Origin of the sequence: Cytophaga sp. (assembly GCF_051961495.1) — a bacterium.
Classification (GTDB): domain Bacteria; phylum Bacteroidota; class Bacteroidia; order Cytophagales; family Cytophagaceae; genus Cytophaga.
Window position 1 is genome coordinate 1 of the sequence record NZ_JBQCDF010000008.1, and the last position, 12,541, is coordinate 12,541.

A 12,541-nucleotide genomic window follows, 5' to 3' on the forward strand; every position below is an offset into this window, starting at 1 on the left:
ACAAAGCGTAACAGAACGCATACAAGACTAAGCTAGAAGTTGGTCGTAAATGTCTTTGATCTCAACGGCTGCATTTTCCCAGGTACAGTGCTCCAGGTCAAAATGCGCGTTTGCCGAAACGGTTTTTGCAAACGCCGGATCCTGTAAAAGCATCAGGATATAATGCGCCATTTTATCGACATCCCAGAAATCAACTTTTAATGCACCGATCAATACCTCTGACACGCCCGATTGTTTGGATACTACACACGGCACGCCAAACTGCGCGGCTTCCAGCGCTGACAAACCAAAGGGTTCGGAAACCGATGGCATGCAGTATACATCAGCCATGGCAAGCAGGTCGTGGATCTTTTCTTTACTTAAGAAACCCGTGAAATGTATATTTAAACCTAAGTGCTTGTGTGCACCGGTTTCGATCAGTTCTTTCAGTTTATCTCCCGTACCGGCAACAACAAAGCGGGCCATCGGATATTCCTTCAATACTTTGGAAGCAACTTCAATGAAGTATTCCGGACCTTTCTGCTGCGTTACGCGGCCAATGAACAAAACAATTTTTTCAGGGAAAGGCTTTTCGATTTTGAACGGTTTGATCTTTTCCACTCCGTTGTGCACGGAGTGGATCTTACGGGGATTGATGCCGTAATGCCTGATAGCGATGCTGCCGGTATAATCGCTTACCGGCAGGATCACATCGGCCATTTCCATAGCATGTTTTTCTACCTGGTATACCCAGTTGTTATTATTACCCTGGTTGCGGTCGTACTCTAACGAGTGTACATGCAGCACTAATGGTTTACCTGTGCGCTGTTTGATCTCAACACCCGCCAGCATGGTCATCCAGTCGTGGCAATGGATCACATCGAATTTCCAGTCCATGCACATATCCGCGCTGATGGTCGCATATTCGATGACCTTCTGTATCGTGTCTTCACCATACAAGGCATCAATTTCAAACGGTTTATAAAACTCCGTGCGGACTACTTTTTTCGTACGGGATTTTTTAACCTTTTTCGTTGTGGCTACAGGAGCTGCAACGCTTGAAGGATAAGGTAAAATATTGGCCGGAAGGGTATAAACGTTTTCCAGTTCCGCATAGAAATCGGTCTGGAAATCTTCCCGGATACGAACCCGTTCCTGTTGATTTAATCCAATAATATCGATCTGGTTGAGAAGCAGGGAATGATCGCTTTTAGGCAGAATTAACGTCAGGTTTACCTGTTTTGCAAGCGCCTTGCTCAAGCCCAGGCAGGCAACTCCCAATCCTCCGTTGATAATCGGAGGAAATTCCCAACCCAACATTAAAACCTTTGTTTTTTTCATAGCAGCGACAAAATGCGCGAGCGGTTATAAAATTCCTGTTCTTAAAAATACGCCTCACAGAGATAAAAACCTATGATAAACAGATGAAACTTTAAAAAAGGCGCTGTTTAACATAAGTTATTGAAATTTTCGTCTGCGATTGTAAGAAAAATACAATTATTAGGTTCGCAATAGCCTTTTTTTTATTCTATTTTAGTGTGTAGAAAGAAACTGTATTAGAGAAATAGGAATTGTATGGAAAGTTACATGAATATCAATCACGACAAGCAGGCTTTACAACAGAATGCCGGTGTCGTGGAAAGGTGGGAGAAGATTGAAAACCGTTTTTATTTCTATGGACAGCAGACAGTTTTAGAGGTCAAGATAGTTTCAGACGGCGTTATCCGCTTTCGTTTTTCCGCCTTGGGAAACTTTCACCGGGATTTTTCATATTCGCATGCCCAGCATTATCAGCAGCACATCGAACAGCTGGAGGTAAGTGAAGAGGAAGAATATTTTGTTATTAAAACAGCAAAGCTTGATTGTGAAATTCAGAAGGAGCGCATGCTCATTAAAATTCTGGATAAGAAAGGCCTGGTGATTTCTGAAGACGAGAAAGGATTCCATTGGGAAGAACACAAAAAGCACGGCGGCGAGATTGTTTTCAATACACGCAAAGGCCAGGCCGGTGAACGTTTCTACGGTTTGGGTGATAAGCCAACGGATACTGATATCCGTGAAAAACGTTTTGAAAACTGGGGTAAGGATACCTATGCCTTTGGTAAAGATTCAGACCCTTTGTATAAAAATATTCCCTTCTTTATCGGGATGCACCATAAAGTAGCGTATGGAATTTTCTTCGATAATTCATTCCGTACATTTTTTGATTTTGGTTTTGAACGTAAGAATGCCACATCGTTCTGGGCGCAGGGCGGTGAAATGAATTACTATTTCATTTATGGTCCGGAACTGCTGAACGTTGTACAGACATATACTGAAATGACCTGTAAGCCGGAAATGCCGCCTTTGTGGGCATTAGGCTTCCACCAGTGTAAATGGAGTTACTATCCGGAAAAACAGGTGCGTGAAATTACTTCTGAATTCCGTACCCGTAAAATCCCCTGCGATGCATTTTATCTGGACATCGATTATATGGATGGATTCAGATGCTTTACCTGGCATCCGGAACATTTCCCGAAACCGAAAAAAATGATCCAGGACCTGGAGGCGCAAGGTTTCAAAACGGTTGTGATTATTGATCCCGGTATAAAAATAGATCCGAATTACTGGGTATATAAAGAAGGTCTGGAGAAAGGATATTTCTGTAAACGCATGGATGGTCCGCTCATGAAAGGGGCTGTATGGCCGGGCGAATGTAACTTCCCGGACTTTACGCGTCCGGAAGTGCGTGAATGGTGGGCAGGTTTGTTTGAAGGCCTGATGGATACCGGGGTGCGCGGCGTGTGGAACGATATGAACGAACCGGCAGTATTTGAGATTGAAACATTCCCGAATGATGTGCGCCACGATTACGACGGCGATCCCTGCAGCCACAGAAAAGCGCACAACGTGTATGGCATGCAGATGGCGCGCGCCACATATGAAGGCGTGAAGAAATTCGGTGAGAATAAACGTCCGTTTGTGATCACACGTTCCGGTTATTCCGGTTTGCAGAAATATTCTTCGGTATGGACGGGTGATAACGTTGCTTCGTGGGAACACCTGGCGATCGCGAACAACCAGTGCCAGCGGTTAAGTGTATCCGGTATTTCGTATTGCGGAACAGACATCGGTGGTTTCATCGGTTCACCTTCGGGGGAATTGTTTGTACGCTGGATCCAGCTGGGGATTTTCCATATGTTCTGCCGTGTGCATTCATCCGGTGATCACGGCGACCAGGAACCATGGTCGTTTGGTGTGGAAGTGGAATTGCTGACGAAGAAATTCATTGAGCTGCGTTATAAACTGCTGCCGTATATTTATACAACGTTTTACCAGCATGTACAGACAGGTATGCCGACACTGCGTCCGCTGCCGTTTGTAGCGCAGGACGATACGGAGACTTACAACAGACAGGATGAATTCTGCATGGGCGAGAATTTACTGGTATGTCCGATCCTGGCAGAGAAAGTGGATGGCCGTTGGTTGTATCTGCCGGAAGGCAAGTGGTACTACTATTGGGATGACCAGGAGTTTGACGGCAAGCAGGAAGTGTGGGCGGAAGCAGCCCTTGACCGTGTACCCTTGTTTGTAAAAGCCGGCGCGGTGATTCCTATGGCGCCGGTTATGCAGTATGTAGGTGAGTTTGATCCGGAAGCTTTGTTCCTGCATGTATATGTAAACAGCGGTGAATATTCAAGCTATCTGTACGAAGACAAAGGTGATGGCTATGAATACACAGAAGGTGTGTATTGCTATAAAACATTTGTGACACATGGCGACAAAAAATCATTCACTATTACACAGAACATTGAAGGTTCGTACAATCCGGTTTACAATACCTACGAGATCATGATACATGGCCTGAACTTTACGCCGAAGAGTTGTGAGGTAGACGGTGAGAAAGTTCATATAGATGTGATCAACCCCGATAAAAACCTGATCCGTATTGATGTGGACAAAGGCTTCGGAAAGATTGTGATAAAGTAATTATGAATTATAAATTATGATCCGCTGAGGTGGAATAAATTAAAAGTCGTCGGTTTGCGTTGTGAGCCGACGACTTTTTATTTAGCCTGTCTGAATCAGGATGTACAGCATTCTCTCTGGCGCGGGTCTTTAGCGGAGGGTGACTCGTGTCTATTATTCTGTAGTCCGCCGCGGCGGATTGCCAAATGATAGGCACCAGTCAAAGACTGGCGCCAGAGTAGGTTGGTGTATGTTAGGTTGTAAGTTGTCATCGCCGGCATAAGTTCATATATTGCAACAGACACTATGGCAAAATCAAACAACACACCAGGTAATTCACAGCAGTCCGACAAGCTGGTTGTAAAAACCAACACGCACGAGAATCCTTATACATCTGCAGACATGCAGCAAAAGATGCTGCAGCCACGGAAGCTAAGTTCTTATTTTGTTGTGCTGATTGATAGCGGGACGATCACCTATAACCTCGACCTGAAAGAGATTACACTCACAAATGGGCAAGTGCTGTTCGGAATGCCTAACCAGGTTTTTATACCGCCGCAAAAAGCAGACAATCTAAAATATTTCAAAGTATTGTTTGATGAAAATACACTAGCCTTGCTGCCGCAGCAGTTTCCTTTTTTAATCAACCCGCTTCATACACAAACAATCCTGTTTGATGATGCGGCCCGGCAACGGGTAAGAAAGTCGTTTGAGATGCTGGATCAGATGCTGCACACAGATGAACAGCAGACCGACACCGAAATCATCCTTGCTTATCTGAATGCGTTGCTGGTAGAATTGAACAGCGCCTATTTCAGAAACACACAAACCGACACCGGCAATATTGTAAATAATAATCTTGCAAAATTCATAGAGTTTAAATTGGTGGTGGAAACACATCTTACCGAGCAGCCTTCCATCCATATCATTGCAGAGAAGCTGGCACTAAGTACCAACAGTCTGTACCGCATCGTAAAAGAATATGCAGGTGTTTCCCCGAAGGATTTTTTTACGAAGCGTTTGATGACGGAAGCACAGCGTAAACTGCATTACTCCAACCTTTCGGTAAAAGAACTGGCCTATGAAATGGGCTTTAATGACCCCGATTATTTTTCACGTCTGTTTAAAAAGAGCACCGGCAAAAGCGTAAGCGAGGTGCTGGCATCCCGGCAGGATTTGTCAGGCGAATAAATGGATTTGTCCAGCCGCGCTGTTTTTGCACCCGCTATTTTTGCTGCATACATTTTAAAACAACAACAGTATGAAAACAGCATTCGTAACGGGCGCGAACAAGAGTATCGGTTTTGAAACAGCACGTCAGCTTGCGCAGCAGGGGATCTATGTGTATCTCGGTAGCCGGGATTTAGGCAAAGGCATTGCAGCGGTTAGTCAATTAAGGTCTGAAGGGTTAATAAATGTTGAAGCCATTCAGCTGGATGTTACCGATGATGCATCTGTAGAGCATGCCCGTGCGGCAATCGGGAAGAAAACAAAGGTGCTTGATATCCTCATCAACAATGCCGGCATATATGGTGGTTATCCGCAGGAGGCGCTGAATGCAACGATCGATCAGTTTAAAGCGGCCTACGATGCCAATGTGTATGGCGTCGTTCGGGTGACGCAGGCATTTATGGATCTGCTGAAAAAATCTGCAGAACCCCGCATTGTCAATGTCAGCTCCAGTCAGGGATCCATTACCCTCCACAGCGATCCTGCCTACAAATACTACGACTACAAAGGCGCTGTTTATCTTTCTTCCAAAGCAGCGCTGAACATGTACACCGTTGTGCTGGCCTACGAACTCAAAGGCAGTAACTTCAGAGTGAATGCTGTTTGTCCCGGTTATACCAAAACCGATTTCAACGGTCACCGCGGCCCCGGCAGCGTTGACGTTGCAGCAAAAAGAATTGTGAAGTATGCCTTGATCGGCAACGACGGACCCACAGGAAAATTCTTCAGCGAAGAAAACAATCCGGAAACGGGAGAGATTGCGTGGTAGTTCTTATTACTAACGTAATTTAAGGAATTGTAAATTCCTGTTATCTGGCTTCGGTTCCGGGAATTGGGTGAAAGGAATGTATTTATTGTGCTGCTCTTGAACTTTTTATTACATTTGAACAGATGGATTCTATATCGTTGCAAACACAAGTTTGATGAACATGTATTTTAATAAATTTGAGATAGAGACAACAATGAATAAAGCAGAGCTAATTGGAAAGCTCCATACGATTGTTTATACAGATAAACTCCCGTTATTGAATTTAACCTTCAGTCTTGACTTTAAAGGTAAACCATTTTTTGGGAAAATTAATAGTGATACATTTGATATCATGCCAGTCATTGAAGGACGGAATTCATTCGCCCCTGTAATGAAAGGAGAAATTACTGGTGAAAATCCAAGCCGGGTTTTAATAAAGATGCGGTTACATATAGCTGTAATAATATTCCTGACGCTAATCACTTTATTCATTCTTGCAACAGCAATAAGTAATCCGCAAAACGGCGGATTGGTCATACTGCCAATTATTTATCTGTTCGTAATATATATGTACGTAAAAGAAAGTAACAAGTACAGAAGAAAAATTGAAGATGAACTCAGTTCTTCGGAATTTGTAATTACTAAGCCAAGATAAATAAGGATTTTGTAATCCGGTATAATCTTCTTTCACAGCGGTCTGTGGCACACAAAACGCCAATGGTAAACTGTCATGTCCTGAAATAGCTAAGCAATGTATCAATTAAGTCCTGATTTTTTATACAGTTGTGTTTGGTGATCCTTGCGATCATATCGAAGCTTTCCTTGTGCCATTATAATTCCTGTCAGCACCTTCTTAATATCTCTTAACATAAGTAAATAAAAACACCTCGTTTTGCTGCGTTTTCTTTCAAAAAAAGAATAATCAACGAAGGACCCTGGGCTCTCCCTGGGCGGAGACCGGGAGGAAGCTGGGCGGAGCCTGCACGGAAGTTTGTTTGCTTCTGTCTGTTCGCCCGGCGAATGTACTCGGACAGATCGCTTACAAGAAAGGCTGTATTGAAACTGTTATTGAACATCTGAAAACGTGGGAGAATAAAGAGTTGGTGTTACAGGCGCTTGATGAGATCATTGATGTGCACGGCCGTTACAAAGACTTCGCGATTCTGACACAGGAAGAAACGATAAAGTATATAGATAAAATTACAGGAAGAAGAAGTAGTCGAACGAGCTCTTCGGAATTTGCATTCGCCGCGGCGTAACAGCCACGGAGGGAAGAGACTCAATAACGTAATCTTTATACATTTTTTTGAAAAGCTGTAAAAGTTTATTTAACGGCTAGCCTCAACTTTGCATCCGTAAGCATTCTTTTATACAGAAGAATGGACAATCCTAACGATCAACTTAAATCAGCACACACATGAAAACGATCCGGTTTGTGATTTTTGTTGCATTCACCATGCTTGCTGCAGGTTTGAATGCGACTGCGCAGGGTTACAAGGCGCAATTTCCGATGCAGATGGATACGGCAGGCGTGATCAGAGATGCCTCCGGTGCTACATTTGCTACTATCTCCAAAGATAGCATCATCAAAAACAGTCAGGGTGAAAAGATCGCGTTTATAGACCGCAGCGGAAACCTCGTGGATGCCAATGGCAAAATACTGGGCAAGGCTGCCAAGAACGGCGATTTTAAAAGCATCGACGGACAGGTGGAATACATTGTGAAACCTACCGCTGACGGTGCATACTGCGAAGTATATGACAAGGCCGGGAAGAAAGTACTAACTGTTCCTAAAAATTATAAAGAACAGGCAAGTACCATGGCATATATACAAAAGCAGATGTGCATGCCTAAGAAATAAAAGCATTTAAGATTTCGTTTATGTTGTTATAGGGGTGATGGAGTAATCTGTCATCCCTATTGTTTTTGGGGATGAGAGTTAGGAAGGTGAGGTTGGTGGCGCCCGGGATATATTTGTCCATTATGTTAAAATGCCGCAGGACTAAACAACAACCATGGCGGGAAAATTGCAGAGGAAATTTTCTACCGCAGTAAGTCATGACCCCAGCGGGGTCACATGTTTATAGCTAACATCATATTCAAAAACATACGTCCGATACCGAAGGTATTTTTAGTAAAAGCAATACCTTCGGTATTGGGCGTAAGAAATACATCTTATATATTTTTCTATAAAGATGCGACCCCGCTGGGGTCGGTATTAAAAACAATATTCAAATGTTTGTTGGTGTTCTGTGTGCCACAGATACGGTGAGGGAATGGTGGGCACCTGCGCCGCCGAGGACAAAGACTGGCGCCAGTGTGAGGGCAATCCTTTTAATCCTTTAATCCGGCAATCCTGATTCAGACTATTACAATCCCATAAATCCCAATTCAGACAATAGACAAACAAAAAGGAGCCCGCTTATTCAACGGGCTCCTTTCGACTTTTGCTGATTGGAAAATCGGCTTTAACAGGTAAACAATCTATTATCGGATAACGGTAATATTCGTGACTTTTTTATCGTTGACAACGATTACATAATAACCGGCATCTGCCAGGGAGCCGTCGGCTTTGGTTCCGTACCACACAGCCGGTACGCTCAGCTGTACAATCGTATGGCCACTCAGGTCAATGATCTTAGCTGTACCTGTTTGCTCAATAAAATACGAATTCATCTGCGGATCACCGGATGGCATGATTACCGGATCGCAGCCCGCAGGTTTCTTTATCGTTGCAACAGTATCAATGCCGCAGTTGTTTGCATCGCGGATGGTGTAGGTATACTGGCCTGGAGCCAGCTTCGTAAAATCACCGCTTGTACTTACAACCGGATCAGCAGCAGCTAATGGAGTCAGTGTGTACGTATAAGGAGCTGTGCCGCCAGCCATTACTACAATTGACTGAACCGTAGCGCCAATCTTGCAATCGTTGAACGGTACATTGAATGAATAGGAAGTCAGGTCAATGCAATTGGTAATGTCAATGTCCCACAGACGGTGTGATAGTGTCAATAACGGCAGATTCGGATTCGTGATGTTTACATAATAACTGCCCGCATCTGATTGTTGTGCCGAAGGGATCACCAGCGGTGCAGCAGTCGTGGTCGTTAAAGCCGCTGCATCTTTGAACCAGCTGTATACATTGCTTGTAACAGCAGCATCTTCTGTAATGTCAAAAGAGATCGGGTGTTTCAAACGGATTGTCCGGCTGCTGTACACACCGATGCTGTCCTGCGGACTGTAAGAGAAATCAGTTATACCAGGCATGGTTGTTATTGGTAACAGATCTTCAAACGTAAGCTTGTTGCTGGCAATCTCCACATTAGCCAGGTTCGGCTTATTGGTAAGCGTTGGCAGGTTTGTAAGCAGGTTATTGGATGCATACAGGCCGGTAAGTGAAGTATTTGCTGATAAGGCCGAAAGATCTGTAATGTTATTCTCCCAGCAGTATAACTTAGTCAGCTTGGTTAATGCGCTTAAACCTTTGATCTCTGAGATCCCGGTCTGATGGCAGTGCAGTTCCAGCAGGTTTGCATTCGGAGAAAAATCCGGCAGGCTTGTAAACGGATTATCGCCAATGAGGATATAACGGATATTTGTTAACGCAGAAATGTCCGGCAGGATAGTTAATTTATTTGTTGTAAGAAATAAATAATCCAGTGAAGTCAATGCATTCAGTGGCGGCAGACTTACCAGTTTGTTGTTGTTCAGCTGCAGCTCCAATAAATTTTTCAGCGCTGAAAGATCCGGTAAGGTAGTAATCTGATTGTAGTTCAGGTAGAGATATTTCAGATTAACAGTATTCGAAATGTCCGGTATCGTTGTAAGACTGTTGAACGATGCATCAATTTTATAAACAGAAGAAAAGTATTCAATGCCTGTAAGGTCTGAAATACCGGCACCGATCAAGAGCAGATCGGCGGTGAAATTTTTTGCAGCCGTGGTGTTCAGTTTGGTTCCTGTCATTACGGAAGGATACGAACTCATGAGTTTATTTCTAAACGCCGGATCGGGGATGGTATATAATTGCGCGAAAGCGGTATTGCCCAGCATCAGCAGGAGGATACTGCCGAGCAGGAAGCTTTTTTTCAAACGCGCTATGTGTAATGCTGTTTTCAATTTATTTCGCAATGGTTACTTGTCCATTTTCTTTTGTGCCATCGGTGTATTCGGCAACATAAATATACAAACCTGCATCCAGATATTCACCTTTCTGGCTCAGGCCCTGCCATTCAAATACACCCTGCATCTGCGGCGTTCTGTATACCTGCTGTCCGGCCATGTTCACAATTGTAAGCGTATAGCTGATGTGGCCGCTGCCGGTGTATTTCCATATTTCACCTTTATCCGGTGCGAATACAGAAGAAAAAGGATTACATGTTTTTTCAGGAACTTCAACCGGATATGTTTTTGCACAGCCGGCCTGGTCAGTAATGTATAGCGTATAGGAATCCGCTGCCAGGTTAGAGAAGGCGTCGCTATTCTGCAGTGTCCTTGATTTATCAAGTCGTACGGTATACGGCGCAGCACCACCTTTAATGCTGCTCTGCGGAACACGGATGCTGCCGGTATTTTTATCCGGGCATGATGCGGCAATGCTGTAGGCAGCTTCGATATACACTGAAGCGCAAGGATCACTGTTTTGTGGTTCTTCCGTATGCTCAGCAAGAACATCTTCTGTCCTGCTATGCGGTACAGTTGCTGAAGAAACAGGCGTATTGTCGTTTAAATGGTGCAATACATCTGACTGATGAAAGGAGGTAGAATCAACAGTAGTTGCAGGTGTTGTCGTATTACCGGAAGTATGAGTAGCCGTTTCTGCGGCCAATACGTTATCCATTTTTATTTTTTCTGCGGCGCGTACACCTTCAGCTTTTTGAATCGATGTCTGATGTGTTGTGCTTTCAGGCGTTTTTTTATCTGCAGGATTATTCGATTTTGTCGCGAAGTACAACACAGAACTGCTCAGGGCAATAAAGCCGACAGCGATCGAAACAATTTTCCATTTACCGGAAGATGCATCCATTTTCTGAAGATCTGCCGACATCTGCTCGCGCAGGTCCTGCAGCGAAGCTCCTTTTACTACTTCATTCGCGATTTTCTGCAGCCGGACTTCTTCCGCAAATGCGGAATCACCGGCCATTTTCTGTTCGAAAGAACGTAAAGCATCGCCTTCTAATTCCCCATTGAGAAATAAATCAATTTGTTCGTATGTCTCTAATTCGGGTCTCAAAATCGTAATAAAGTTACTAATGACGGATTGCTTTTAACCAATTCCTTTAAATATTGTTTACACCTGTAGTGTGTTGTTTTTGCTACATTTTCACTGCTGTATCCCATTTTTTCCTTTACTTCTTTCATGGAACACTTTTCGTTAATGACATAATTCAGTACTTGCTGGCATTTTTCATCCAGTTTACTGAATACGTTTTTCATGGCCAGTGTTTTTTCCCTGCTGATCAGATCTTCTAAATGATCAAAGTCTCCGGATATGGATGCGAACTGTTCGGGCGACTCATAAGAGGCAAATTTTTTCTGCCGCCTGACTTTATCGATCCATAGATTCCTGGCTACGCTGTAAATGAATGAATCAATGGAATACGTTTCATTGAATTTCTGTGCACGTACCTGATTGAAGAATATGATGACCGCATCCTGGAATATATCGTTCGCATCATCTTTGCTTCCGCTATTCTTGAGAATATATTTGCGCACCTTAACCAGACTTTCATCGTACAGATAAGAAAGTGCTTTATTATTATCTCCTTTTCGAATACTTTCTAATATTTCTTTATCTTTCTGTGCCACCTTATAAAACAGCTACGGTTTGTTACTGAAAAGGTAAACACAAATTTTATTTAATAAGCACATTTATAAAAAAATAGTAACTTCGAACGATTTTATTGAATTAAAAGGTGAAAAAAGTTGCATCGATTGGGTTTTGTATGGTTTTTCTGTTGGATCTCGTATTCAATGGCTATGCTCAATCCGGCGACTCCAATCCGATTGTTTTTGATCAGTTTTTTAAGAATTATTACATGATCAATCCTGCCAGTATGGATAGTATCGGTAAGGTGCAGATCGCTCTCGGTAACCGTTCATTAACAGGTTTGTTTGAAGGTGTAAACCGTTTGTATGCGGATGTGAATCTACGTCTCAATCATGCTTCCCTGTCACAATTCAGTCGCATCGGTGCACTGGTTATTACCTATAATGACGGGGCTTTCATCAACCGTACACGGGCGTATGTCAGGTATTCTTACACAACTTCTTTAGGTGCACGCTCGTCGGTTTCTGCAGGAGGTTCGGCGGGTATAGTGAATTATACTTTCCTGGGTTCGCAGGCTGGCGGCGGCGGTTCGGCATCAGCTTTCGATGGTAACCTGGGCTTATGGTACATCCGTCCGAAGTTGAAAATAGGTGTATCATACCAGCAAATGGTCCGTTCTATCCTTACTCCGGTAAATCAACGTTTTGAATTAATTCCGTATATGAATTTCAATGCTACCTATGAGTCCTATATAGGTGCACATGTGATGCTGACCACGCATGGATACGTCCGCTATCAATCTACAGAATATTACGATGTACAGCTTGCTCCGCTTTTTTTATTCTATGAGAAATTTGAAAGTGGTG

Annotated in this window: 11 protein-coding genes; 7 read left to right on the forward strand and 4 right to left on the reverse strand. The window is 43.5% G+C overall.

Going from position 1 to position 12,541, the window contains the following annotated elements; all coding sequences use genetic code 11:
• Window positions 1–27: 27 nt before the first annotated feature.
• Window positions 28–1,320 (reverse strand): glycosyltransferase, encoded by a 1,293-nt coding sequence (locus ACTHJT_RS00620; RefSeq protein ID WP_440235623.1) that lies wholly within the window; start codon window positions 1,318–1,320, stop codon window positions 28–30.
• A gap of 246 nt (window positions 1,321–1,566) precedes the next feature.
• On the opposite strand from ACTHJT_RS00620, the gene ACTHJT_RS00625 reads away from it, so the two are divergent.
• The 6 genes from ACTHJT_RS00625 (at window position 1,567) to ACTHJT_RS00650 (ending at window position 7,766) form a co-directional block, all read left to right on the forward strand.
• Complete coding sequence (locus tag ACTHJT_RS00625; protein WP_440235626.1) at window positions 1,567–3,948, forward strand: glycoside hydrolase family 31 protein; 2,382 nt, start codon at window positions 1,567–1,569, stop codon at window positions 3,946–3,948.
• A gap of 285 nt (window positions 3,949–4,233) precedes the next feature.
• Window positions 4,234–5,118, forward strand: coding sequence for a helix-turn-helix domain-containing protein (locus tag ACTHJT_RS00630; protein ID WP_440235628.1), 885 nt, complete (start codon window positions 4,234–4,236; stop codon window positions 5,116–5,118).
• Between the two features lie 70 nt (window positions 5,119–5,188).
• On the forward strand, window positions 5,189–5,926 hold the full coding sequence (locus ACTHJT_RS00635) for an SDR family oxidoreductase (RefSeq protein WP_440235629.1): 738 nt from the start codon (window positions 5,189–5,191) through the stop codon (window positions 5,924–5,926).
• 193 nt (window positions 5,927–6,119) lie between these two features.
• Window positions 6,120–6,560, forward strand: coding sequence for a hypothetical protein (locus ACTHJT_RS00640; protein WP_440235630.1), 441 nt, complete (start codon window positions 6,120–6,122; stop codon window positions 6,558–6,560).
• 340 nt (window positions 6,561–6,900) lie between these two features.
• The gene (locus ACTHJT_RS00645; RefSeq protein WP_440235632.1) at window positions 6,901–7,164 is read left to right on the forward strand and encodes a hypothetical protein; all 264 of its coding nucleotides are present in this window, start codon (window positions 6,901–6,903) and stop codon (window positions 7,162–7,164) included.
• Window positions 7,165–7,322: 158 nt separating this feature from the next.
• A complete protein-coding gene (locus tag ACTHJT_RS00650) occupies window positions 7,323–7,766 on the forward strand; it encodes a 5-fold beta-flower protein (RefSeq protein WP_440235633.1) in 444 nt (147 codons plus the stop codon).
• A gap of 626 nt (window positions 7,767–8,392) precedes the next feature.
• Here the strand turns inward: ACTHJT_RS00650 and ACTHJT_RS00655 are convergent.
• The 3 genes from ACTHJT_RS00655 to ACTHJT_RS00665 are packed head-to-tail and all read right to left on the reverse strand — an operon-like array spanning window position 8,393 to window position 11,713.
• Complete coding sequence (locus tag ACTHJT_RS00655) at window positions 8,393–10,024, reverse strand: leucine-rich repeat domain-containing protein (protein WP_440235635.1); 1,632 nt, start codon at window positions 10,022–10,024, stop codon at window positions 8,393–8,395.
• Window position 10,025: 1 nt separating this feature from the next.
• Window positions 10,026–11,138, reverse strand: coding sequence for a gliding motility-associated C-terminal domain-containing protein (locus ACTHJT_RS00660; RefSeq protein ID WP_440235636.1), 1,113 nt, complete (start codon window positions 11,136–11,138; stop codon window positions 10,026–10,028).
• Complete coding sequence (locus tag ACTHJT_RS00665) at window positions 11,135–11,713, reverse strand: RNA polymerase sigma factor (RefSeq protein ID WP_440235638.1); 579 nt, start codon at window positions 11,711–11,713, stop codon at window positions 11,135–11,137. Before ACTHJT_RS00665 ends, ACTHJT_RS00660 begins: the two co-directional genes overlap by 4 nt.
• A 107-nt stretch (window positions 11,714–11,820) precedes the next feature.
• Here ACTHJT_RS00665 and ACTHJT_RS00670 point away from each other — a divergent pair.
• The coding region (locus ACTHJT_RS00670) for a type IX secretion system membrane protein PorP/SprF (protein WP_440235640.1) at window positions 11,821–12,541 on the forward strand (721 nt) is incomplete at its 3' end.

What these genes read in the sequence shown, in the direction of transcription:
- ACTHJT_RS00635 (WP_440235629.1), top strand. Translation starts at nt 5,189, where the DNA reads ATGAAAACAGCATTCGTAACGGGCGCGAACAAGAGTATCGGTTTTGAA.
- ACTHJT_RS00620 (WP_440235623.1), bottom strand. Translation starts at nt 1,320, where the DNA reads ATGAAAAAAACAAAGGTTTTAATGTTGGGTTGGGAATTTCCTCCGATT.
- ACTHJT_RS00650 (WP_440235633.1), top strand. Translation starts at nt 7,323, where the DNA reads ATGAAAACGATCCGGTTTGTGATTTTTGTTGCATTCACCATGCTTGCT.
- ACTHJT_RS00625 (WP_440235626.1), top strand. Translation starts at nt 1,567, where the DNA reads ATGAATATCAATCACGACAAGCAGGCTTTACAACAGAATGCCGGTGTC.
- ACTHJT_RS00630 (WP_440235628.1), top strand. Translation starts at nt 4,234, where the DNA reads ATGGCAAAATCAAACAACACACCAGGTAATTCACAGCAGTCCGACAAG.
- ACTHJT_RS00640 (WP_440235630.1), top strand. Translation starts at nt 6,120, where the DNA reads ATGAATAAAGCAGAGCTAATTGGAAAGCTCCATACGATTGTTTATACA.